The sequence below is a fragment of the Methylobacterium sp. FF17 genome (assembly GCF_025813715.1).
GTDB lineage: Bacteria > Pseudomonadota > Alphaproteobacteria > Rhizobiales > Beijerinckiaceae > Methylobacterium > Methylobacterium flocculans.
Genome location: NZ_CP107532.1, coordinates 2,875,880 through 2,898,806, shown reverse-complemented (window position 1 = coordinate 2,898,806; position 22,927 = coordinate 2,875,880). Strand labels below are relative to the sequence as shown.

At 69.2% G+C, this 22,927-nt stretch carries 23 protein-coding genes; 14 read left to right on the top strand and 9 right to left on the bottom strand.

The features are described from left to right. The first annotated feature begins 3 nt into the window (after positions 1–3). The 3 genes from OF380_RS13615 (at position 4) to OF380_RS13605 (ending at position 2,987) form a co-directional block, all read left to right on the top strand. Positions 4–825, top strand: coding sequence for a TIGR00282 family metallophosphoesterase (locus OF380_RS13615; protein ID WP_264044909.1), 822 nt, complete (start codon positions 4–6; stop codon positions 823–825). 163 nt (positions 826–988) lie between these two features. Then, a complete protein-coding gene (locus OF380_RS13610) occupies positions 989–1,972 on the top strand; it encodes a MotA/TolQ/ExbB proton channel family protein (protein ID WP_264044907.1) in 984 nt (327 codons plus the stop codon). A 1-nt stretch (position 1,973) separates the two neighbouring features. Then, entirely contained in the window at positions 1,974–2,987 is a 1,014-nt protein-coding gene (locus OF380_RS13605) for a peptidoglycan -binding protein (protein WP_264044905.1), read from the top strand. A 9-nt stretch (positions 2,988–2,996) separates the two neighbouring features. Here the strand turns inward: OF380_RS13605 and OF380_RS13600 are convergent, their stop codons facing one another. From OF380_RS13600 to OF380_RS13590, 3 genes are read right to left on the bottom strand one after another with little or no spacing between them, the layout of a single operon-like run. After that, entirely contained in the window at positions 2,997–3,341 is a 345-nt protein-coding gene (locus tag OF380_RS13600) for a hypothetical protein (RefSeq protein ID WP_404810614.1), read from the bottom strand. Between the two features lie 42 nt (positions 3,342–3,383). Then, entirely contained in the window at positions 3,384–4,910 is a 1,527-nt protein-coding gene (locus tag OF380_RS13595) for a S10 family peptidase (RefSeq protein WP_264044901.1), read from the bottom strand. A 41-nt stretch (positions 4,911–4,951) separates the two neighbouring features. Continuing rightward, on the bottom strand, positions 4,952–5,404 hold the full coding sequence (locus tag OF380_RS13590; protein ID WP_264051320.1) for a DNA polymerase III subunit chi: 453 nt from the start codon (positions 5,402–5,404) through the stop codon (positions 4,952–4,954). A gap of 194 nt (positions 5,405–5,598) precedes the next feature. Here OF380_RS13590 and OF380_RS13585 point away from each other — a divergent pair, with 194 nt between their 5' ends. From OF380_RS13585 to OF380_RS13575, 3 genes are all read left to right on the top strand, one after another. After that, complete coding sequence (locus tag OF380_RS13585; RefSeq protein WP_264044899.1) at positions 5,599–6,612, top strand: SDR family oxidoreductase; 1,014 nt, start codon at positions 5,599–5,601, stop codon at positions 6,610–6,612. Next, positions 6,612–7,523 carry an alpha/beta fold hydrolase gene (locus OF380_RS13580; RefSeq protein ID WP_264044897.1) on the top strand — a complete coding sequence of 304 codons (912 nt, stop codon included), beginning with the start codon at positions 6,612–6,614 and terminating at the stop codon, positions 7,521–7,523. The genes OF380_RS13585 and OF380_RS13580 overlap by 1 nt, the downstream gene beginning before the upstream one ends. Before the next feature lie 177 nt (positions 7,524–7,700). Further along, the gene (locus tag OF380_RS13575) at positions 7,701–7,943 is read left to right on the top strand and encodes a hypothetical protein (RefSeq protein WP_264044896.1); all 243 of its coding nucleotides are present in this window, start codon (positions 7,701–7,703) and stop codon (positions 7,941–7,943) included. Between the two features lie 86 nt (positions 7,944–8,029). Here OF380_RS13575 and OF380_RS13570 read toward each other — a convergent pair whose 3' ends face one another. The 4 genes from OF380_RS13570 to tpiA all read right to left on the bottom strand — a co-directional run bounded on the left by OF380_RS13570 (position 8,030) and on the right by tpiA (position 12,038). Beyond that, entirely contained in the window at positions 8,030–9,658 is a 1,629-nt protein-coding gene (locus tag OF380_RS13570) for a CTP synthase (RefSeq protein ID WP_264044894.1), read from the bottom strand. A 222-nt stretch (positions 9,659–9,880) separates the two neighbouring features. Beyond that, positions 9,881–10,291 carry a preprotein translocase subunit SecG gene (gene secG / locus OF380_RS13565; protein WP_264044892.1) on the bottom strand — a complete coding sequence of 137 codons (411 nt, stop codon included), beginning with the start codon at positions 10,289–10,291 and terminating at the stop codon, positions 9,881–9,883. Positions 10,292–10,473: 182 nt separating this feature from the next. After that, positions 10,474–11,232, bottom strand: a complete 759-nt coding sequence (locus OF380_RS13560; RefSeq protein WP_264044890.1) for a GNAT family N-acetyltransferase — start codon at positions 11,230–11,232, stop codon at positions 10,474–10,476. A gap of 41 nt (positions 11,233–11,273) precedes the next feature. Then, positions 11,274–12,038, bottom strand: a complete 765-nt coding sequence (gene tpiA, locus OF380_RS13555; RefSeq protein WP_264044888.1) for a triose-phosphate isomerase — start codon at positions 12,036–12,038, stop codon at positions 11,274–11,276. Between the two features lie 180 nt (positions 12,039–12,218). Between tpiA and OF380_RS13550 the strand changes: the two genes are divergently transcribed. The 7 genes from OF380_RS13550 (at position 12,219) to OF380_RS13520 (ending at position 20,013) form a co-directional block, all read left to right on the top strand. After that, the gene (locus tag OF380_RS13550) at positions 12,219–14,123 is read left to right on the top strand and encodes a peptidylprolyl isomerase (RefSeq protein WP_264044885.1); all 1,905 of its coding nucleotides are present in this window, start codon (positions 12,219–12,221) and stop codon (positions 14,121–14,123) included. A 7-nt stretch (positions 14,124–14,130) separates the two neighbouring features. After that, positions 14,131–15,654 (top strand): anthranilate synthase component I, encoded by a 1,524-nt coding sequence (gene trpE, locus OF380_RS13545; RefSeq protein ID WP_264044883.1) that lies wholly within the window; start codon positions 14,131–14,133, stop codon positions 15,652–15,654. 72 nt (positions 15,655–15,726) lie between these two features. Then, complete coding sequence (locus OF380_RS13540) at positions 15,727–16,341, top strand: anthranilate synthase component II (RefSeq protein ID WP_264051319.1); 615 nt, start codon at positions 15,727–15,729, stop codon at positions 16,339–16,341. Positions 16,342–16,405: 64 nt separating this feature from the next. Beyond that, the gene (gene trpD, locus OF380_RS13535; protein ID WP_264044881.1) at positions 16,406–17,431 is read left to right on the top strand and encodes an anthranilate phosphoribosyltransferase; all 1,026 of its coding nucleotides are present in this window, start codon (positions 16,406–16,408) and stop codon (positions 17,429–17,431) included. A 9-nt stretch (positions 17,432–17,440) separates the two neighbouring features. After that, positions 17,441–18,292, top strand: a complete 852-nt coding sequence (gene trpC / locus OF380_RS13530) for an indole-3-glycerol phosphate synthase TrpC (protein WP_264044879.1) — start codon at positions 17,441–17,443, stop codon at positions 18,290–18,292. A 9-nt stretch (positions 18,293–18,301) separates the two neighbouring features. Then, positions 18,302–18,787 carry a cyclic pyranopterin monophosphate synthase MoaC gene (gene moaC, locus OF380_RS13525; RefSeq protein ID WP_264044878.1) on the top strand — a complete coding sequence of 162 codons (486 nt, stop codon included), beginning with the start codon at positions 18,302–18,304 and terminating at the stop codon, positions 18,785–18,787. After that, positions 18,784–20,013 (top strand): molybdopterin molybdotransferase MoeA, encoded by a 1,230-nt coding sequence (locus tag OF380_RS13520; RefSeq protein ID WP_264044876.1) that lies wholly within the window; start codon positions 18,784–18,786, stop codon positions 20,011–20,013. Before moaC ends, OF380_RS13520 begins: the two co-directional genes overlap by 4 nt. Here the strand turns inward: OF380_RS13520 and OF380_RS13515 are convergent, their stop codons facing one another. Both OF380_RS13515 and OF380_RS13510 read right to left on the bottom strand, forming a co-directional pair. Beyond that, positions 20,014–21,159: a hypothetical protein gene (locus OF380_RS13515; RefSeq protein ID WP_264044874.1), complete on the bottom strand. Its 1,146-nt coding sequence runs from the start codon at positions 21,157–21,159 to the stop codon at positions 20,014–20,016. A gap of 3 nt (positions 21,160–21,162) precedes the next feature. Further along, positions 21,163–22,533 carry an RsmB/NOP family class I SAM-dependent RNA methyltransferase gene (locus OF380_RS13510; protein ID WP_264044871.1) on the bottom strand — a complete coding sequence of 457 codons (1,371 nt, stop codon included), beginning with the start codon at positions 22,531–22,533 and terminating at the stop codon, positions 21,163–21,165. An 84-nt stretch (positions 22,534–22,617) separates the two neighbouring features. Between OF380_RS13510 and OF380_RS13505 the strand changes: the two genes are divergently transcribed. Continuing rightward, complete coding sequence (locus OF380_RS13505; protein WP_404810453.1) at positions 22,618–22,848, top strand: DUF1674 domain-containing protein; 231 nt, start codon at positions 22,618–22,620, stop codon at positions 22,846–22,848. Positions 22,849–22,927: the final 79 nt, after the last annotated feature.

Here is a 22,927-nt window from a genome sequence, read left to right as displayed (position 1 = left end):
CCGATGCGACTCCTCTTCCTCGGCGACGTGGTCGGCCGGCCCGGCCGCCACGTGATCTCGGACCGCCTCCCGGCCCTGCGTGACCGCTGGCGCCTCGATTGCGTGGTCATCAACGGCGAGAACGCCGCCGGTGGGTTCGGGCTGACTGAATCAATCTGCGACGAACTCCTGCAGGCTGGGGCCGATGCGGTGACGCTCGGGAACCACTCGTTCGACCAGCGCGAGGCGCTCGTCTTCATCCAGCGTCAGACCCGGCTGGTTCGCCCGGCCAATTACCCGCCCGGCACGCCCGGCCGGGGCGCCACCGTGGTGGAGACGCAGAAGGGCGCGCGCGTCCTCGTCCTCAATGTGATGGGCCGCATCTACATGGATGCCCTGGACGATCCATTCGCCTCGGCGGAGCGCGAAGTGGCGGCCTGCCCCCTCGGCGCAGTCGCGGATGCCGTCATCGTCGACGTGCATGCCGAAGCCACGAGCGAGAAGCAGGCCTTCGGGCATTTCCTCGATGGCCGCGTCAGCCTCGTGGTCGGCACCCATACGCATACGCCCACGGCCGACCACCGCATCCTGCCCGGAGGAACCGCCTACCTGTCGGATGCGGGCATGTGCGGCGACTACGATTCGATCCTCGGCATGCAGAAGGACGAGCCCCTGCGCCGCTTCCTGCAGAAGACCCCCGGTGCGCGGCTCGAAGCGGCGCAAGGGGAAGGCACTTTGTGCGGCATCGCCGTCGAGACCGACGACGCGACCGGGCTCGCTCGCAGCGTCGCCGCGGTCCGCCTCGGCCCTCACCTCGAGGAGACTTGGCCGCGCGACTGGGACTAGCCAGCTTGGCTCGGATCAAGGTGAGGTTCGGCCGGTGCTCCCACAGGCTTAAGCGCGCCCATGGCTTGATCGATGTCGAGCCTGCCTCCAATGTGCCCGCACATCCGCCTCGGCGTCCGCGCCCCGCGTGCGCCCCCCTTGCGTCGAGAGTGTGCCCGAGCCGATGGCGACCCCACCCGCACCCGCGACACTCGCCAAACCCGGCATCTACCTCTTTCGGATGCTGGTTTTCCTGATCCTCGTCGGCTTCCTCGCCTTCGTGCTGTTCCGGCAGATCACACCGGCCTTCCTCGCCAATCCAGGACTCAACGGGCTGATCCTCGGCGTGCTGCTCATCGCAGTGCTGCTGGCCTTCGGTCAGGTGATCCGGCTCTACCGCGAGGCCGCCTACGTCAATGCCGTGGCGGCCGGCGAGAGCCCGAGCAAGCCGCCGCTGCTCGTAGCCCCCCTCGTCCCCGCCATCGCGGCCCGTCACGGCGGGCTGACCCTGCCCACGAGCCGCGCCTTCCTCGACACGGCCGCCGCGCGCCTCGACGAGGGTCGTGAGATCCTGCGCTACGTCTCGGGCCTCCTCATCCTCCTCGGCCTCCTCGGCACGTTCTGGGGTCTCATCGATACCTTGAGCGCGGTGGGCTCGGTCATCCGCACCATGCGCGGCGGCGGTGAGGCGGCGGCGATGTTCGACGAGTTGAAGAACGGTCTCGCGGTGCCGCTCTCGGGCATTGGGCTTGCCTTCTCCGCCTCCCTGTTCGGCCTCGGCAGTTCGCTGATCGTCGGTTTCCTCGACCTGCAGGCGGGCCAGGCCCATGCCCGCTTCCACAACGAGCTGGAGGATTGGCTGCTTTCCGGCGACCACCCGGCGACGGGGGTACCGGTCGCGGCTGTGGCAAAGCCCTCTGGCGCGCACGATCCAGCCAGCGCCCGCGAGTTGAAGGACGCAGTGGACCGTCTGACCGCCGTCGTGGCCGAGGGTGCCAATGGCCGCGTCGCCACTCAGGCGATGACCAACCTCGCGGAGGGTATTCAAGGCCTCGTCCAGCACATGCGAGCCGAACAGCAGATGATCCGCGACTGGGTCGAAGCGCAGGCGAACCGCGAGCGCGAACTGAAGCAGGTGCTCGAGCGCCTCGGCCGCGAGCGGAGCTGAGATGGCCTCCGCGCGCTTCCGCCGCGACCGGAGCCTGAACGTCTGGCCGGGCTACGTCGACGCACTGGCGACGCTGCTGCTGGCCGTGGTGTTCCTGCTCACCATCTTCGTGGTGGGGCAGTTCTTCCTTTCGCAGGAGATCAGCGGACGGGATTCGGTTCTGACCCGGCTCAACCGACAGATCGCCGACCTCACGGATCTGCTCGCCCTGGAGCGCTCCACCCGCAAGACACAGGAAGATCAGGCCGCTTCTCTGCGCAATACACTGCTCGGCGCACAGGCCGACCGGGATCGCCTGAAGGCCCAGGCCGAGGCTGCGCAGGGCGCCCCGGGACGCCAGGGCGAGGTCGACCGGCAACTGGCCGCAGAGCGGGCGAACACGGCGCGTGCCGCCTCGCAGATCGACCTCCTGAACGAACAGATCGCCGCGATGCGTCGGCAACTCGCCGCTCTGGAGGATGCCCTGGCGGCCTCGGAGAACCGTGACCGCGAAAGCCAGGCCCGGATCGCGGATCTTGGTAGCCGCCTCAACGTGGCGCTCGCTCAAAAGGTGCAGGAACTGGCGCGCTACCGCTCGGACTTCTTCGGGCGCCTCCGGCAGATTCTCGGCAACCGGCCGGATATTCGCATCGTCGGCGACCGCTTCGTCCTCCAGTCCGAGGTGCTGTTCCCGGGGGGCTCCGCCAGCCTGAAGCCCGAGGCCGGGCCGGAACTCGACCGCATCGCCGGGGCCATCCTGGACCTGGCCAGGCAGATCCCAGCCGACATCCCCTGGGTACTGCGCATCGATGGCCACACGGATGCGCGCCCCATCGCCAGTTCGCAATTCCCGTCGAACTGGGCGCTCTCGGCCGCGCGCGCCATCGCGGTGGTCCAAGCCATGACCGCGAAGGGCATTCCTCCGCAGCACCTGCTCGCTGCCGCCTTCGGCGAGTTCCAGCCGATCGAGGCCGGGACGACCGAGGATGCCTATGCCCGCAACCGCCGGATCGAGATGAAGCTGACGGAACGCTGAGGCGTGAGCCTACTTCACGATCCGGTCGAGGCGGTTGTTGACGAAGAAGTACAGCTCCTTGGCGCCGGGCTCGTTGTAGAGCACCTGCACCTCCCGGCCGGACCGCCCCTCGCCGACCAGCACATCGGTGGGCGGCTTTCCTTTGAGGCGGACGAGGTCGCATTCGCCGATCCCGAGCGCGATGGCTGCGGCGCCACCCGGAGCGGCCGCCGTGCAGGTACCATCCGCATTCAGGACCGGACCGGCGAAGGTTGGAGCCGGCGGCGGCGCGGCCGGTGCGGAAACGACCGGTGCGGGCGGAGGTGCCTCTCTGCTCGTACAGGCTGAAACACCGAAGGCCGCACAGCTGGCCAGAGCGAGGCCACGCAGGGTTTCAAAGGCGATCACGGTTCGTCCTCAGCGCTGTGTCTGTCCCCGCGCAGCCAGGGCCGCCGCGTAGAGGGCGGCCGCATCGCGATGGAAGGCGGCACGGGAATCGGGCCGGGAATAGAACATGTGACCGCCGGGGTACACGGCGAGATCCAGGCGCCCGCCGCCGAAGGCCGGCATCTGGTCGATCAGGAGCTTCGAGGCGAAGTACGGCGTCACCAGATCCGTGAAGCCATGCGCCACAAGAACACGCATGTTGCCGTCCAGAGCCAGCACGCCACGTAGCGCCCCGAGTGCCTCCGGCGCCATGCGTCCGCCGCCCCACGACCAGCCGCGGTTCACCTGGCCGTTGAGGAGTTCGTAGCGCAGGTCCGGCACCCGGTAGTTCAGTTTCTCGGCATAAAGCGCGAGCATCGCGCTGGTCAGCGGCGCCTGGAGTCCGGTAAGCAGGGGATCTTCGAAACCGGACGTCACGGCATTCGGATCGGGATCCCAACCCGTGACGCCGGTGTCGTAGGCGCTGGCGACGCGGCCGGTCCCGCGACCGATCTCGCGCTGGACGCTCTGGCCGGAAAGACGCCCGGCCTGGCGGCGCACGAAACCGGGGTCGAGCCCCGCGAGCGCCCCGATCCGGTCACCCAAACGCGCGACGGCGGCCTCATCGGCCGGTCCTTTCAGGAGATCGGCCAGGTAGGGCCCCGTGGCGTAGGCCTCCGCCTCGGCCATCGTCTGGCGCGTGGGCGTGCCCCCGGCGCGCTCGACGGCGGCGGCCGCGAAGGAGGGTAGCTTGATGACGTGCCCCCACGGCGTCGTGCGCGGCGCCTGGAGCCAGGCGAAGTCGAGGACCGGAGAGAGCAGGACCATGCCTGAGAGGCCGATGCCGATCTCCTCCTGCAGCTTGGCGGCGATCAGCGGGCCTCGGAAGCCGCCATAGCTCTCGCCAACAAAGAACTTGGGCGAGGCGACGCGATCGTAGCTTCGCAGCCAACGAGCGATGGCCGAGGACAACACGGAGGCATCCGCGTCGACGCTCCAGTAGCGCTTGGCGTCGCCATCGGCGGCGCGGCTGTAGCCCGTCCCCACGGGGTCGAGGAAGACGAGGTCGGTGAAGTCGAGCCAGGTGCCGTCGTTCGGCACGAGACCGATGGGAGCCGACGGGCTGATGCTGGTGCCCTCGACGGGCAGGCGCCAGGGTCCGATAGCGCCGATATTCAGGTAGGCCGAAGCCGCGCCGGGGCCACCGTTGAGCGCGAAAGTCACAGGGCGGGGCGCATCGGCCCGACCGGCGACCGTGTAGGCGATGAAGGCGATTTCGGCCTGAAGCTTTCCGGCCTCGTCCACGAGGGGCAGGCTCCCGGCGCGGGCGGTGAAGGCGAGGGTCCGGCCGTCCGGCAGGGTGATGCTGTGTTCGGTGACCGAGTCGGCGGGGAGCTTGCGCCCTTCCAGGCCGCGCGGCTCGGCGGCCCGTCTCGCCTCGGGCTGGGGGCTCGGCTGCGCCTGGAGGGGCGCTCCCGCAAACAGGAGGGCCGCGAGGCCGATGGCGAAGCGTCTCATGGCGTTTCCTCTCGGCATTGTTCGTGAGGTCGGCAGGAGCCTCAGGCCTTCTTCTGCCAACGGCCGTCCTCGTCCTGCTGCCAGTAGGCGATCGTGTGGCCGGCGGCTTTGGCCTCCCGCCACTGCTCGCGGGCCCGCAGGAGCGCGTCCTGGTCGGTTCCGTCGAACAGCACGCAGATCCGTGCATATCCTTCGGCATCCGGCGGGAGATCGGCACCCTCCACGAGGAAGCGGATCGACGCCGCGTTCGGGTTGGTATCCTTCAGCGTCAGCACCACAGGCTGGCTTGCCGCATCGGTATCACGATCCGTACCGTGGGGCAGGAAGCTGTCGTCGCTGTAGGTCCAGAGCTGGTCGTCGAGGGCCTGGAGCCGCTCCTCGCTGGCCGCCTGGATCGCCGCGCGCCATTGACGCTCGAGCGAGCGCTCCAAGAGGTTCGGGAGCACCTTCTCGAGGGGCTGCTGCTGGAGGTGGTAGAACAGGATCTCGGTCACAGGCAGCAAGGTAGGCATCCCGCCGCCTATTGCCAGCACCATCGCGGGTTCACACCGGCGAACCGGCTCGCCGGGACGCGCGTGATAACCGCGCAGATCACGCGCGCAGCGAACCGATGCGTGTCCCGGACGTAACTCCTCCTGAAAGGCGGACCGTGATCGTCCGCACCGGTGCCAAAAGGGGAGTTCACGAGATGCAACGTCGCAAGAAGCTGCGCGATCAGGTCATCGTCATTACGGGCGCGTCCAGCGGTATCGGTCTCGCGACGGCGCGCATGGCCGCGCGGGAAGGCGCCCGCGTCGTTCTGGCGGCACGCAGCGGCGAGACCCTCGCGCGCATCGCGCGGGAGATCGAGGCCGATGGCGGGCAGGCGCTGGCGGTGACGGCCGACGTCGGAAAGCGCGCGGATGTCCAGGCGATCGCCGACCGGGCGGTGTCGGCCTTCGGCGGCTTCGACACCTGGGTCAACGTCGCTGGCCTGACCATCTATGGCCCCTTGCGCGTCGTCAGCGACGAAGACCACGAGCGCCTGCTTCAGACCAACCTATGGGGCACGGTCTACGGCTCGCTGATCGCAGCCGAACACCTGCGCGGGCGCGGTGGAGCCATCATCAACATCGGCAGCGTGGGCAGCGACCTCGCCTTCCCGTTCCAGGGCATGTACTGCGCCAGCAAGCACGCCATCAAGGGCTTCACCGACGCCCTGCGCATGGAACTGGTGCACGAGGGCGCCCCGATTTCGGTGACGCTGATCAAGCCGAACTCCATCGACACGCCCCTGCCGCACCGGGCGCGGAATTACATGGACCACGAGCCGAAGCTCCCGCCGCCGGTCTACCAGCCGGAGGAGGTGGCACATGCAATTCTGCATGCCGCCGTGCATCCGGAGCGCGACATCGTCGTCGGCGGCGGTGGCAAGGCGCTGACCAGCCTGAAGGAGTTCTCGCCCGGCGCCTACGACCTCCTGGCGCCCGCGATCATCGCCTTTCAGAAGCGCAACGAATCGCCGCGCGATCCGAAGGGTGCCCTCCACGCGCCCGGTCAGGACGGCGAGGCCCACGGCGACCAGCCGGGCTACGTCCGCCGAACCAGCACCTACACGCGTGCCTCGCTGCACCCGGTCGCGACGGCGGCCCGGATCGGCCTCGGGCTCGCGGCGACCGCCTTCGTGGCGCGCCAGAGCCTGCGCCGCCGGAAACCGCTCTGATGCGGCCGCAGGCCACCGTCAGCCCGACCGGCCCGATCTCGTCAGCCGTTACTGCCCGTATGGTTCCGCGTACGGTGATCGAACTCTCCGGAGGCCGGACACTCGCCTATGCCGAGATGGGCAGCGGTCCACCGTTGGTCGCGATCCACGGCACGCTGATGTCCCTGGAGGATCTTTGGCTTGGGCCGGTCCCATACCTTGCCCGGCATTTCCGGGTGATTGCGGTGGACCGGCCGGGACACGGCTTCAGCCGGAGGAAAGGGGCGGCCGACGCCCATTCCTGGCGCCAGGCCGCGCTGATCCGGGAGGGCGTTCGGGCCCTTGGGCTCGAGCGACCGGTGATCCTGGGACATTCCTTCGGAGGAGCGGTCGCCCTTGCCTACGCCCTGCAGTTTGCGGATGAGATCGCGGGCACGGTCGCCCTGGCACCGATCTGCTATCCAGAGCCGCGCCTCGAACACCTGATCTTCGGACCGAGGGCCGCTCCGGGCGGCAGGGCTCTGTCGGGGGCACTGGAACGCTCAGCCGATCCGGCACTGCTCCCGCTCCTCTGGAATGCGATGTTCCTCCCCTCCGTGATGCCAGCGGCCTTTGCCGCACATTATCCGTTCGGGCTCGCCGCACAGGCGGCGCAACTCGTGGCCGAAGGCGAAGACGCGATGGGCCTTACGGCCGGTCTGACGCGGAGCGCACTGACCTACCAGACCTGCCGTGTTCCTGTGCGGATCCTGGGGGGTGATTCCGATATCGTCGTGAGCACGCCCCGACATGGCGCCCTGGCGTCCCTGCAGATTCCGGATGCGGTCTTCCAGACCCTTCGTCGGACCGGGCACATGCTGCATCATCAGCATCCGGAGGCGGTGGTCGCTGCCGCGCAGGCGATTTCGGCCCCTGCCCACGGAAAGGCCTGATTTTTCCGTGCGGCGGCCCGATTTGGCGCATGCTTCGTCAACCCGAAGCCATGATTGTCCCATAGCGACAACTCGCTCGCGACGGCTCTGCAGACCTTGCGGCGCACATCCCAATTTTCATCGGATTCAACGGCCGGATCGACCGGTCGCGGACCCGACACATCAGGACTTTCCCCCGTGAGCTTCACCGTCCGCGCGCGCGTCTCCGCTCGTCAGTTCTCGTTCCAGCATCATTCCATGCTGAGCGCACTCGATCAGAGCCTGTCGCTGCTGGTTGCGGGCATGGCGGAGGTCCGGATCGTCGATGCCGAGGGCCGGGTGCATACCCCCTCGGTTCTTCAGGCACTTCTGTTCGGCACGCGCTCCGCGCGGCAGGACGCGGTCGCGGGCTACTCCGGGCTCGTCGCACAGGCGGCGTGACCGATGTGCTGACGACGGTGATCCCGCCACCGATGCAGAACCCGGCTACCCGATAGCTGGGTTCTGCGACCGGACCGGGCGCAGCGTCAGACCAGACGGCTCTGCACCATGGCGGCGCCGATGAAGCTCTCGAACAGGGGATGCGGCTCGAACGGGCGCGACTTAAGCTCCGGATGGAACTGCACGCCGATGAACCACGGGTGGCCGACATGCTCCACGGTCTCCGGCAGGAGGCCGTCCGGCGAAAGGCCGGAGAAGCGCAGACCCTTGGCCTCCAGGCATTCTCGATAGGCCATGTTGACTTCGTAGCGGTGGCGGTGACGCTCAGAGATGTCGGTGGTCCCGTAGATCTCGGCGATCTTCGATTCGGGACGCAAGGCAGCCTGATAGGCGCCCAGCCGCATGGTGCCGCCGAGGTCACCGGCCGCCGCGCGTCGCTCCAGTTCGTTGCCTTTGAGCCATTCCGTGAGAAGACCGACGACGGGTTCCGCCGTTTCGCCGAACTCCGTGGAATTCGCATTCGCGACACCGGCAAGGGAGCGTGCCGCCTCGATGACCGCCATCTGCATGCCGAAGCAGATGCCGAAATACGGGATGCTGCGCTCGCGGGCGTAGCGCGCCGCACGGATCTTGCCCTCGGCGCCGCGCTGGCCGAAGCCACCGGGCACCAGGATGCCGTGAATGCCTTCGAGGAACGGCGCTGGGTCCTCCCGCTCGAAGACCTCGGCCTCGATCCATTCGAGGTTTACCTTGACCCGGTTGGCGATGCCGCCATGGGTCAGTGCTTCCGTAAGCGACTTGTAGGCGTCCTTGAGCCCCGTGTACTTGCCCACGATGGCGATGGAGACCTCGCCCTCCGGGTTCTTTACCCGCTCCGAGATCGTGCGCCAGCGCGACAGGTCCGGTTCGCCCTCGGAACTGATCTCGAAATGCGCCAGGACCTCGCGGTCGAGCCCGGCTTCGCGGTAGGAGAGCGGTACGTCGTAGATGGACTCCACGTCGCGGGCCTCGATGACGGCGGTCTCGCGCACGTTGCAGAACAACCCGAGCTTGCGCCGCTCGTCGGCGGGGATCGGTCGGTCGCAGCGGCAGAGCAGCATATCGGGCTGGATGCCGATCGAGCGCAGCTCTTTCACCGAGTGCTGGGTCGGCTTGGTCTTAAGTTCCCCGGCTGATGGGATGTAGGGCAGCAGCGTCAGGTGCACGAAGGCCGTTGCGCCGCGCGGCAGTTCCTGGCCGAGTTGGCGGATCGCTTCGAAGAACGGAAGTCCCTCGATATCGCCCACCGTGCCGCCGATCTCGACGAGCACGAAGTCGAATGCGTCGTTACCTTCGAGGACGAAGTCCTTGATCGCGTTGGTGACGTGCGGGATCACCTGGATCGTCGCGCCGAGGTAATCTCCGCGCCGCTCCTTGGTGATGATGTCGAGGTAGATCCGGCCCGTCGTGATGTTGTCCGCGCGTGTTGCCGGCACCCCGGTGAAGCGCTCGTAGTGGCCGAGATCGAGGTCGGTCTCGGCACCGTCGTCGGTGACGAAGACCTCGCCATGCTGCGTCGGGCTCATCGTGCCCGGATCCACATTGAGGTAGGGATCGAGCTTGCGCAGGCGGACCTTGTAGCCGCGAGCCTGAAGCAGGGCAGCGAGTGCTGCCGATGCGAGACCCTTGCCGAGCGAGGAAACCACGCCGCCGGTGATGAAAACGTACCGCGTCATGGGCCTCGGTCCATAAACAAGGGTGGGTGATTCGCCAAACGGCAAAAACGCTTATCCACCACGATGCGGGCGCATGCGCGGTGAGGACGCAGTCCGTGAAGTGTCTTCAAACGATGTTCGGCGCCCGAAGCCTCGGGCGCCGTTTCAATGCTGACGGATCAGCTTGGCCCGCGCCGATCGTATCGACGCAGGTCCGTCAACCGGACGTAGTGACCAACGCGCTCAGCGCGACTGCGGCGCCTGGGGAACGGCCGGCTGAGCCGGCTGCGTGGTCGGAACGTCGGCCGGGGTGCCCGGCTGGGCACCGCCCTGGCTGCGCAGGGTATCCAGCAGGTTGCCGGCATTCGGCTGCGTCGCCGGCTGGCCCGTTGCAGTCCCCTCCAGGATCGAGCGCGGTGCCGCACCCCGGTGGGACAGGATGGCCAACGCCATACTGGTCGTGAAAAACAGCGCCGCCAGGATCGCGGTCGCGCGCGTCAGGGCATTTGCCTGGCCACGCCCGGTCATGAAGCCAGCGACGCCGCCGCCTCCACCGCCACCCAGTCCGAGCCCCCCCTCGGAGCGCTGCAGAAGCACCACGGCGATGAGGCCGAGGACGACGATGAGGTGGATCGAGATCAGAACGGTCTGCATCGAAAATCCGGAATCTTCACCATGCGCGCCGATCCGAACGCTCGGAGACGACGGGTCGGTCAGGGGCGCGCCACGGGCCGCAGGGATCCGGGCAGAGCCGACGTAAGTCTGGGGCCTTACACCAGATGGCCGAACGCGCCAACCGGGCGATGACTCGGCACCGGTCGCGCTGGCCCCGACCCTCAGTCACGCCGGCGATACCGGTAGCCGTGGAGAGTCCGGGTGAATCCGAGCGCCGCGTAGAGCGCGCGGGCTGGTCCGTTCTCGGCCACGACCTGAAGGCACGCGCCCTCTGCCCCCATCCGCTGGGCCCGGTCCATCAGGGCGGTCAGGAGTGTGATCGCGTGCCCGGCCCGACGATGCGCCGGGTGCGTCGCCACCGATTCGAGGACGAAGAGCCCGCGATGCAGGACGCCGTAGGCGACGGCCACGGCTTGCTCCTCCCGGTCGAGCCGAGCGAACACGCGGGGCAGGATGAGGCAGGCCAGGGATGCGCGGTAGGTCCGTGCGGCCTCGCTCGAAACCGGCCCCTCACACGCGGCCTGCGCGGCGAACCAGGCCTCGTCCGGGTCGCGGGACAGCACGAGGCCCTCCGGCTCGGCTCCGCTGCTGTCGGCGAGGTCGGCCAGCAGCGTGCAGGTCTCGCCCTCGCTGCGAAAGCCGAAGCGATCGAGGTACGTGTTCATCTCGGGGGCGAGATCGGGCACCCGGACGATCAGGGGACGTCCGAGATCGCGATACACCGCCTCGGCCGCCGCGATCACCGCAGCGGGATCGTCGCGCCGGCCACGCAGGGGATTGAGGGAGTTCGTCCGGCGGGTCGGACCGCCGGAGGCACGCAGGAGCCAGCCCCCGAGATTGATCGCGACCGGTGAGGGCCGGGCGTTGAGGCAGGCCTCCTCGACGGCCCAGGCGAGATCCGCGTCCGGTTGCCCGATCATGACGGATCCCTCCCGTGGCGCGCGACCAGTCGGGCGGCGGGTCAGCGCAGGTAGGCGCGGGCGATTCCGAGGAAATCGTCGGCCACGAGGCTGGCGCCCCCCACGAGGGCGCCGTCGACGTTCTCCACGGCCATCAGTTCGCGCGCGTTGCTCGGCTTGACCGAACCACCGTAGAGGATGCGCACCGCCTGCGCCTCGGCGCCGATGAGCTGGCCGAGCATCTCGCGCAACGAGGCATGCACCTCGGCGATGTCCTCGGGAGTCGGGGTCAGCCCGGTCCCGATGGCCCAGACCGGCTCGTAGGCGATGACGGTGTCCTTGGCGGTGGCGCCCTTCGGCACACCGATGGCGAGCTGGGCGCGCACGATGTCGAGGGTGCGGCCCTCCTCGCGCTCCTCCTTGGTCTCGCCGACACAGATGATGCCGCAAAGGCCGGCGCGACGGGCGGCGAGCGCCTTGGCGTGGACGCCGTCATCGGTCTCGTGGTGGTAGGCCCGGCGCTCGGAATGTCCGACGATGACGTAGGACGCGCCGAGATCGGCGAGCATCTCCGCCGAGATGCTGCCGGTAAAGGCGCCATTCGGCTTGGCGTGCAGGTTCTGACCACCGATCGCGATGGGCGAGCCGTAGGCGGCCGCCACGCAGGATGCGATGAGGGTCGAAGGCGGACAGATCAGGACGTCGGCCGAGGCGGTCAGTTCGGGCGTCAGGCCGTGGCGTACCGCCTCCACCACCGCGATCGACCCACGCAGGCCATTCATCTTCCAGTTGCCGGCAACCAGAGGCCGTCGCCCCGACTTCGTCATCCCAGCCCTCGTCCGATATGGCTTCGCTTCGCGGTTGCGCCGGCCGTAACAGAGCCTCGGAGGTGGCGCAAACCGGGAGACGGGCTTTGCGATGACAGCCCGGATGGTCTATCGCGGTCGGCCTTCCCAGGCATGACGGGCGCGACGCCGCGCCCAACCCGACGGGTACCCGGACGTCCGATGCTGCAGAACATGCGCAATGCCAGCCGGCACTGGCTCGGCAAGATCATCCTGACGGTGGTCTTCACCTTCCTCATCGCGGGTGTGGCGATCTTCGGGGTCGAGGAGTTCTTTCGCGCCGGCTCGACGAGCACCGTCGCCACCGTCGGCAAGGCACAGATCTCTGCGGAGGCCGTACGCACCGCCTACCAGAACCAGCTTCAACGCTACCAGAGCCAGACCCGCCGCACCCTGACGCCGGATCAGGCCCGCGCGCTCGGGATCGACCGGCAGGTGCTGGCACAGCTCGTCAGCGAGGCCTCCCTCGACCAGCAGACGGCGACGCTGGGCCTGAGCATCCCGGACGCGGCGGTCCTGCGGGCGATCCGCGAGGAGAAGAGCTTCCAGGGCGCGGACGGCAAGTTCGACCCCGCTCTTTTCTACCAGACGCTCCAGCGCGCCGGCATCACCGAGGCCACCTTCGTGCGGGAGCAGCGGGCGGTGGCCGCCCGCCTCCAGCTCGCCGAGGCGGTCGCTGCCGACCTTCACGTGCCCGAGGCGCTGCGCGAGGCCGTGCACCGCTACACCACCGAGCGGCGCGCCGTGGCGCTGATGATGCTGCCGCCCTCCGTGGCCGGCGAGATCCCGGCGCCCACCGAAGACGAGGTGAAGGCCTATTACGGCGAGAACACCTTCGCCTTCCGCGCACCCGAGACCCGCAACGTCGCGCTGCTGATCCTCGACCCGCAGGCGATGGCCAAGCCGGATGCCGTGAGCGCGGAGGATATCGCCAAGCGCTACGCCACCGACAAGGCCCGCTACGGCTCGCCGGAGCGCCGGACCATCCAGCAGATCGTATTCCCGGACGCCACGGCGGCGGACGCCGCCCGCAAGGCCGTCGAGGCCGGCGAGAAGCCGTTCGAGGCCGTGGCCGCTGAGACCGGCGCCGATCCCAAGAACCTGTCACTCGGCACCCTGACTAAGGCCGAGCTGTTCGATCCGGCGGTGGCGGACGCCGCGTTCGCCCTGCCTCTCAACGCGGTGAGCGAGCCCGTGAAGGGCCGCTTCGGCACCGTGCTCCTGCGCGTCACGGCGATCGAACCCGAGACCGTGAAGCCGCTCGCCGACGTCTTGTCCGACATCGCGAAGGCGATCGCGCTCGAGCGCGCGACCAGCGGGATCGACGCCGCCCACGACGCGATCGAAGACCAGCGAGCCAATACGAAGCCGCTGGCCGACATCGCGAAGGAACGCGATCTCCCGCTGCGCATCATCCCGGCCGTCAGCGCCCAGGGCCTCGATCCGGCTGGAAACACAGTCGAGGGTATTCCCGACCGCGACACCACGCTGACCGCCCTGTTCCGCGCCGAGATGGGCGGAGACAACGAGCCCCTGCGCACGAAGTCGGGTGGCTACATCTGGTACGACATCGCCAATATCGACCGAGCGCATGACAAGCCGCTCGCGGAGGTCCGTGACGAGGTGGTGGCGCGCTGGCGTGCGGCCGAAGCCCAGCGCCGGCTCCTTGCCAAGGCCAAGGAGCTCAACGCCCGCCTCGACAAGGGCGAGGCCGTGGAAGCCGTGGCGGCCGAGGCCGGGCTCAACGTGCAGACCCTGAGCGACCTCGCCCGCAACCAGGCACAGGGCGATCTCAGCGCCGAAATCGTCAATCGCGTCTTCGCCACGGCGGTCGACAAGTCGGCTTCGGCGGAGTCCGGGGAAGGCCGCGCCCTGTTCAAGGTGACCGCCGCGACCATGCCGGCCTACGTGCCCGGTACGCCGGCCGACGAGGCGATCACCAAGCGCTTCCAGCCGACCATCGCGGACGACGTGCTTGGCCAGTACATCGGCGACGTGCAGACATCCGTCGGCGTGACCATCAACCAGCAGGCCTTCCGCAGGGCCATCGGCGGCGGCGAGTACTGATCCGGCGATGGAGCACGACCCGAACTTCGCGGCCTTCGCCGACGCCTACGAGGCCGGTCGCGCCACCCTCCTCCACCTGACCCTGGTGGCGGATCTGGAGACTCCCGTCGCCGCTTTCCTGAAGCTGCGGGCCGGGCATACCGGCCCCGCCTTCCTCCTCGAATCCGTCGAGGGCGGCGCCGTTCGCGGGCGATACTCGATGATCGGTCTCGACCCCGACCTTGCCTGGCGCTGCCGCGAAGGGCGGGCCGAGATCGCACGCGACCCTGGGCTTTCCGATTTCACGCCGGAGGACGCAGCGCCGCTCACGAGCCTGAGGGCGCTGATCGCCGAGAGCGCCATCGGGGCTGTCGGCGAGTCCGACGCGCTTCCGCCCATGGCCGCCGGCCTGTTCGGCTATCTCGGTTACGACATGGTCCGGGCCATGGAGACCCTGAGCACGCCGAACCCCGACCCGCTCGGCGTTCCGGATGCCATCCTGGTGCGCCCGCGCGTGATGGTGGTCTTCGACGCCGTGCGCGACCTCATCACGGTCGTCGGTCCCGTACGCCCGGACGCCTGTATACCCACGCGCGCCGCCTACGAGGCGGCCCTGGCGCGCTTGGAGAGCGTGGCGGCGGCGCTGGAGGGCCCCCTTCCCGTCGAGGCTCGCATCGATCCCCGCGCCATCGCGCACCCGGAGCCGGTCTCGAACACCACACCCGACGAATACCTGGCGATGGTGGCGCGGGCCAAGGAGTACATCGTCGCCGGCGACGTGTTCCAGGTGGTGCTGTCCCAGCGCTTCGAGGCGCCCTTCACCCTGCCGGCCCTGGCGCTATACCGGTCCTTGCGCCGGACGAACCCGGCGCCGTTCCTGTGCTACCTCGATTTCGAAACCTTTCAGCTCGTCTGCTCGTCCCCCGAGATCCTGGTGCGGGTGCGTGACGGCCGCGTCACCATCCGGCCCATCGCGGGCACGCGCCGGCGCGGCGCGACGCCGGCCGAGGACAAGGCGCTGGCGCAGGAGCTTCTGGCTGATCCGAAGGAGCGCTCCGAGCACCTCATGCTGCTTGACCTGGGCCGCAACGATGTCGGCCGCGTCGCGCGCATCGGCAGCGTCACGGTGACGGACTCGTTCTTCCTCGAGTTCTACAGCCAGGTCATGCACATCGTCTCGAACGTCGAGGGCGATCTCGACCCGAAGCACGACGCCCTGGCGGCGCTCGCCGCCGGTTTTCCCGCCGGCACGGTCTCGGGTGCGCCCAAGGTTCGGGCCATGCAGATCATCGACGAACTGGAGCGCGAGAAGCGAGGCCCCTATGGCGGCTGCATCGGCTACTTCGGCGCGCGCGGCGAGATGGACACCTGCATCGTCCTGCGCACGGCCCTGGTGAAGGACGGCCGCATGCACGTGCAGGCCGGCGCCGGCATCGTCTACGATTCCGACCCCGCCTCGGAGCAGCAGGAATGCGTCAACAAGGCCAAGGCGCTGTTCCGTGCCGCGGAGGATGCGGTGGTGTTTGCGAGCCGGGCGCGGCGGGGGCAGTAGCGGACGATCGACTTGGTTGACCGCGCCTCAGACTCGGGTCAAACCCCGATCATGTCCGAGCACGCACAGAAGATGTCCGACGTCCTCGTCATCGACAACTACGATTCCTTCACCTGGAACCTCGTGCACCTCATCGGCCCGCTCTGCGGCTCGATCGACGTGGTGCGCAACGACGCCATCACGACCGCCGAGATCCGCGCGCGCCGCCCCGATGCGGTGGTACTCTCGCCCGGGCCCTGCTCACCCAACGAGGCCGGCATCTGCCTCGACGTGATCCGGGATCTTTCGGCCGAGATCCCGCTCTTCGGCGTCTGCCTCGGCTTGCAGGCGATCGGGCAGGCCTTCGGCGGCGATGTCGTGCGGGCGCCCACGCCGATGCACGGGAAGGTCTCCAGCATCCGGCACGGGGCGTCGGGCATCTTTCGCGGTCTGAACGGACCCTTCGAGGCCACCCGCTACCATTCGCTGGTGGTGGAGCGCGGCGGCTGCCCCGAAGACCTCACCGTGACGGCGGAGGCCGATGGCCTGATCATGGGACTGCAGCACGCACACCTGCCCGTGCACGGGGTCCAGTTCCATCCCGAGAGCATCCTCTCGCACCATGGGTCACAGATCCTGCGCAATTTCCTGGACATCGCAGGTGCCTGGAACGCGGCGCGTGACAAGGGGCGCGACGGCGTGCATTGACGGGGGCCGTCGCCCGTCGAGAATAATCCCGGTCGCCCACGCCGGATTTTTGCGCCCGAGCCCCATGGAATCCTTTAAGCCCCTCCTTGCGAAGGTCGCCACTGGCGCGGGCCTGGACCGCGCCGAGGCCCGGCGCGCCTTCGACGACCTGCTTTCGGGCGAGGTGACGCCAGTGCAGGCCGGCGCGTTCCTGATGGCCCTGAAGGTCCGTGGCGAGGCGCCCGACGAGATCATCGGCGCAGTCGAGGCGATGCGCGCTCGCATGCTCCCCGTGCACGCGGTGCCGGGCGCCATCGACGTGGTGGGCACGGGCGGCGACCATTCGGGCAGCTACAACGTCTCGACGCTGGCCGCCATCATCGTGGCGGCCTGCGGCGTGCCGGTGGCCAAGCACGGAAATCGCGCTGCGACCTCGCGCTCCGGCGCCGCCGATGTGCTCGCGGCGCTTGGGGTTCGCATTGGACTGGCGCCTGACGAACTCAGCCTCTGCCTCGCGGAGGCGGGCTTATGCTTCATGTTCGCGCAGACGCACCATGGCGCCATGCGCCACGTGGCCCCGGTGCGGGCGGAGTTGCCGACGCGGACGATCTTCAACATGCTCGGCCCTCTGGCGAACCCGGCCGGCGTGACGCGCCAGCTCTTCGGGGTCTCGTCGCCGGCCTGGGCCGAGCCGCTGACCGCCGTACTGGCAGAACTCGGCAGCGACCGGGTCTGGACCGTGCACGGCAGCGACGGCCTCGACGAGATCACGGTGACGGGGCCGACCGCCGTCGTCGCCCTGGAGGCGGGCCGGGTGTCGCGCTTCACCATCGACCCGCGCGAAGTCGGCGTGCCCCTCCACGGCCTGGACGCCCTGCGCGGAGGCGATCCCGAGCACAACGCCGTCGCCCTGCGGCAGGTCCTGGAGGGCGCCCGCAACGCCTACCGGGATATCGCGGTGCTGAACGCGGGTGCGGCCCTCGTGGTTGCGCAAGGCGCCGGAACCCTCGCGGACGGGGTCACCCGAGCGGCCGAGGCCCTCGACAGCGGTGCCGCGCGCGCCACCCTGAACCAACTCATCCGTCTCTCGAACCTGCGCTCGAACGCCTGAAGGCCTCCCATGTCCGAGCAGAAGTCCGAGCCGTCCCCTGACATCGCGCCGGTCGAGCGCAAGGACGTGCTCGCCCGCATCGAGACCTACAAGCGGCGCGAGATTGCGGAGGCCAAGCTGCGGGTGCCGCAGACCAAGCTCGAGAAGCGCGTAGCCAGCGCGGAGCCCCCGCGAGGCTTCGCCGACGCCATCGCGGCCCATATCGCGCAGAAGCGTCCGGCCCTGATCGCGGAGGTGAAGAAAGCCTCGCCGTCGAAGGGCCTGATCCGGGCGGATTTCGACCCCGCCACCCTCGCAGCCGCCTACGAGGCCGGGGGCGCCACCTGCCTCTCGGTGCTGACCGACACCCCCTCGTTCCAGGGCCGGCCCGAGTACCTCACCGAGGCGCGTGCCGCCTGCACCCTGCCGGTCCTGCGCAAGGACTTCCTGTTCGAGCCGTATCAGGTCTTCGAGGCGCGCGCCTGGGGCGCCGACTGCATCCTCGTCATCATGGCCTGCCTCGACGATGCGGAAGCCGCGGCCCTGGTGGAGACCGCGCACGATCTGGGCATGGACGTACTGGTCGAGGTGCACGACAGCGAGGAGCTCGCACGCGCCCTCCCCCTCGGGACGCGTTTGGTTGGCATCAACAACCGCAATCTGAAGACGTTCGAGGTCTCGTTCGAGACGGCGATCCGCCTCGCCGAGGGCGTGCCGGCGGACCGGATCGCGGTGGCTGAGAGCGGTATCGCCGGTCACGCCGACGTGGTTCGCCTCGCCGAGAGCGGGCTCGACACCATCCTGGTCGGCGAGAGTCTGATGCGCGAGGCCGACGTGACGGCGGCGACGCGCCGCCTGCTCTTCGGCGATGCGGGAGCCTGAGGCGGGATCATGGCCGAACTCACGCATCTCGACGCATCGGGCGCGGCCAACATGGTCGATGTCTCCGAGAAGGACGCCACCACCCGCACGGCCCGCGCCACGGGGGCCGTGGTCATGCTGCCCGAGACGCTGCGGCTGATCCGGGAGGGCGACGCCAAGAAGGGCGATGTCATCGGCACGGCGCGGCTTGCCGGCATCATGGCCTCGAAGCGAACGCATGAGCTCATCCCCCTTTGCCACCCTCTTTTGCTCTCCAAGGTCCGCGTCGATTGCGAGGTCGATGACGCCCTGCCAGGTCTGCGAGTGACGGCGGAGGTCAAGGTTCTGGGTCCGACCGGTGTCGAGATGGAGGCGCTCACCGCGGTCTCGGTGGCCTGCCTGACGATCTACGACATGGTGAAAGCCGCCGATCGCGGCATGCGCATCGAGGGCATCCGGCTGCTCGCCAAGGACGGTGGACGCTCCGGCGCCTACCGCGCCGAGGACGACGCTTGAGCGGGATGATCCCGGTCGCCGAGGCGCTGGCGCGGGTCCTCGCCGGCCTGCCCGGTCGCGTAACGGCGGAAACCGTCCCGATCACGGAGGCCGCGGGTCGCACGCTGGCGGCGGATGTCCTGGCAGGGCGGACGCAACCGCCTTTCCCGGCCTCCGCCATGGACGGCTACGCCGTGCGCAGCGCGGATGTCGCTTCCGCGCCCGCGACCCTGCGGGTCTTAGGGACCAGTGCGGCCGGACACGGTTTCACTGGAGGGATCGGCGCCGGCGAGGCTGTGCGGATCTTCACCGGCGCCCCGGTCCCCGACGGGGCCGATGCCATCCTGATCCAGGAGAATGCCGAGGCGACGCCGGAGACGGTCACGGCCCTCGAGCGGGTGACCTCCGGGCGCTTCATCCGTCCGAGCGGCCTCGATTTCACGGCGGGCGATCACCTGCTCGGCGCTGGCGAGACCCTGGATCCGCGTCGCATCGCGCTCGCTGCGGCCGGGGGCCACGGATCGCTCAGCGTTCGGCGGCGACCGCGCGTTGCGATCCTCGCCACGGGGGACGAACTCGTCGCTCCGGGGCAACCACCGCGCTGGGACCAGATCGTAGCCTCCAACGGGCTCGCGGTGGCGGCCCTGGTGCGCGAAGCCGGGGCCGAGCCCATCGACCTCGGCATTGCCGGGGACACCCTCGCGGCCCTGGACGATGCCATCGGCCGGGCGGTGAACGCGGACGCGGACCTCCTCATCACCCTCGGCGGCGCCTCGGTGGGCGACCATGACCTCGTGCAATCGGCCCTGCGGGCACAAGGGCTCGAACTCGGTTTCTGGCGGGTGGCCCTGCGGCCCGGCAAGCCGCTGATGCACGGGCGCCTCGGCCGCATGGCGGTGTTGGGCCTGCCCGGCAATCCGGTGGCCTCCGTCGTCTGCGGGCTGCTCTTCGTCGTTCCGGCGATCCGGGCGCTGCTGGGCGACCCCGACGCGGGGGCGGACCGCTCGGAGCCGGCAATCCTCGGATGCGACCTGCCAGAGAACGATCTGCGGCAGGATTATCTGCGAGCCCGGATCGAGACCGCCCCCGACGGGCTCCCCATCGTCCATCCCGAGAACCGCCAGGACTCCTCGATGCTGCTCATCCTCGGCTCGGCCGAGGCCCTGCTGATCCGGGCCCCCCATGCGCCCGCCGCGAAGGCCGGCGAGCCCTGCCGGGTCATCCGGCTGGACCGTCGCCTCGTCTGATCAGCGCAGATAGGTGACGCTGTAGAGGGTGTGGCGCAGGGCCTCTTCGCCGACCCAGACCCGGCCGTTCTCGCAGGCCTCCCGCATGCCCGCCCGCATGCGCGCGCAGTACTCGCCGGTGTTATCCTGGACCCGGTACTCGCAGACGTTGCCGACCTTGCGCCGAGCGATGACGGGACTCGCATGATCGGCGTGCAAGTCCGGATCCTTCGGATCGCGGTCCTCCAGAAGGTACCAGCTGTAGCCGATGGTCGGCACACGCCCGTGGTCGAGGGCATAATCGACCATGGCCAGAATCCGGCTGATCGCCTTGGGGTCCGGCGGCGGCCCGGAATCCCGCATCTCCACGAACTCGGCCTGATTGGCGGCCACGCGGTAGGAAACCGGGAGGAGCGGCACCGGCAAGGGCACACGCCGACACTGCGCCTCGACATGCGCGATCCAAGCGGCGTTGAAGGTGTCGGTCTTCGCGTTTCGCAGGTGAGGAACCGTGCCGACCAGGCTGCGGAAGCTCATCGGGCGGGGTGACAGGCGGCTGCGATAGCGCAGGCGCTGCAGGGTCGGGTTGGCATAGCGATAGCCGTCATTCGAGGGCAGGTCGCGGTCCTCGCAATAGCCGTTGATGTTGTAGAGGAGCGCCGCGGTGTCCTCCTCACCGCCCTCGATCTTGTCGAAATAGGGCAGCAGCTTCGGGTTGCCGATCGGCGACATCTCCGCAGCGTTGCGGCTCCAGGCGATGTCCGCGCGCCAGCTCGGATGCGCCGCCAGGTGAGCGCGGAGCGCGGGAATCGCTGCGAGGCGCTCCGGGTCGGCAAAGTAGTTCTTGGTGGCGACGTCGAGGGGCGAGACTTGGCGGCCGAGGCGATGCGAGATCATGTCGGCGGTGGCATAGGCAAAGCAGATCGCGCTCTCGCCCTGGTTCAGCGGCATCTCGCGCGGCGAGGGCGAGAGGGCGACGTCGCGGGTGCCCTCATGCACATCGAAGGGGATGCGAGCCTCCACCAGCGCGCAGGTTGGGTTGCGCGCATAGGTCGGGTGCAGGGGCAGGATGCGGGGATCGGCTTCGGCGAACGCCGGCGCAGCCGAAATCGCCAGGATCGCGCTCAGAGCCGCGCGGAGGCGCCGGCCACGTCGGACAGCCCGCATGTCTCAGGAGGCCCGGCGCAGGCGCGTCGCGAAGAAGCCATCGAGTCCACCGCGCATCTCCGGCACCTCACCACCCAGGTGCGACGGCAGGGTGCGCAGGTCGCCGGACGCATCGATCGGCTCGGACAGGCCGCCCAACTCCTCCGCACGCACCGGAATGCGCTCGAAGCCCGGATTGCGCGCGAGGAAGGTCGCGACCTGAGCCTCCCCCTCCTCCGGCTCGAGGGAGCAAGTACAGTAGACGAGGCGCCCGCCCGGCCGAACCAGGGTGGCGGCCTTGTCGAACAGGCGTTTCTGCAGGCCGATCAGGCGGCTGATATCGCTTTCGGTCTTGGTCCAGGCCACATCGGGGTGGCGGCGCAGGGTGCCGGTCGCCGAGCACGGCGCGTCGAGGAGCACCGCGTCGAAGGTAGCGTCATCGGACAATGCCAAGGCATCGCCGACCTGGATTTCGGCTTCCAGTCCCAGGCGTGCGAAGTTCTGGGACAAGCGCTCGAGGCGTGGGCTGGAACGGTCGACCGCGAGCACCGAAGCGCCGGCTGCCGCGAGTTGCGCTGTCTTACCACCAGGGGCGGCGCAGAGGTCGGCCACCCGCTCGCCCGGCTTCACATCCAGCAACCGTGCCGGAAGCGCGGCGGCGGCATCCTGCACCCACCATTGTCCCTCGGTATAGCCCGGAAGATCGGCCACGCCGGCGCGGACGTCGTGCAGGCGCACGCTCCCGGTGGGGAGGACGACGCCGCCGAGACGCTCCGCCCATTCGACGGCCGAGCCCCGCACGGTGATGTCGAGGGCGGCACCCTCGAGGTGGGCCGCCGCGATGGCGCGCGCCGTCCCCTCGCCATAGGCGGAGCGCCAGCGCCGGGCGAGCCAGTCGGGCGTATTGTCCGCGAGCGGATCACCGGGCGCCGCGAGGATATCGGCGCGTTCGCGCACGATCCGGCGCAGGACCGCATTCACGAGGCCGGAGAGGTGCTGAAGCTGCGGATCGGCCTTGGCGAGACGCACACCGAGATCGACGGCGGCATGGTCCGGCACGTTGAGATCGAGGATCTGGACGGCGCCCGTGGCCAGTAGCGCGACGAGGCGAGGTTGATCCTCCGGCAGTCCCTGCGACATCCGGCTCGCAAGGACGTGACGCAGGAGACCGAAGCGGCGGAAGGTCGCCGTCGCAATGGCGCGCGCGAGGCCTGCATCGGCGGCATCGAGGCCGGCGGCGCGCCCGGCCTGGATCAGGGCATCCTCCAGGGCGAAGCCCCGAGTCTTGCCGATGAGGTCGGCGACCGCGCCCTGCGCGATCTGTCGGGCGGCGAGGCCCGCGACGCTGTGGTCGATCGGCGCCGTCGGCGCATCCGTATTGCGGCGTGTCGCCATGAATGCCACTTCCTGGAACCATGAGCCCGCATGGGACGAGCTTCGTTTCCCTGCCCTTCCACCCGCCACACCGAGATGCAAGCCATGACAAGCCCGGAGCCGATGGAAAACCGCGCGGACGCCGACCTGCCCACCCGAACGCGCGCCCTTACGCCCGAAGCCGCCCGGGCTCTGGCGGAGGCTGCCGAGCGGCGCGCGGCCATCGATGCCCATGCCGCGGAGATCGCGGCCACCCGCGAGCGTCAGGGCCGTGGCGGTCTCGAACCGGTGCGCTACGACGATTGGGAGATCAAGGGTATCGCCGTCGACTTCTGACGTCGCGCGCGCCGCATGCCGGCCGGGGAACGTCCCCCGGTCGCCCCCGTTGTCCCGGCCATCGGTTCAGTGACGAAGG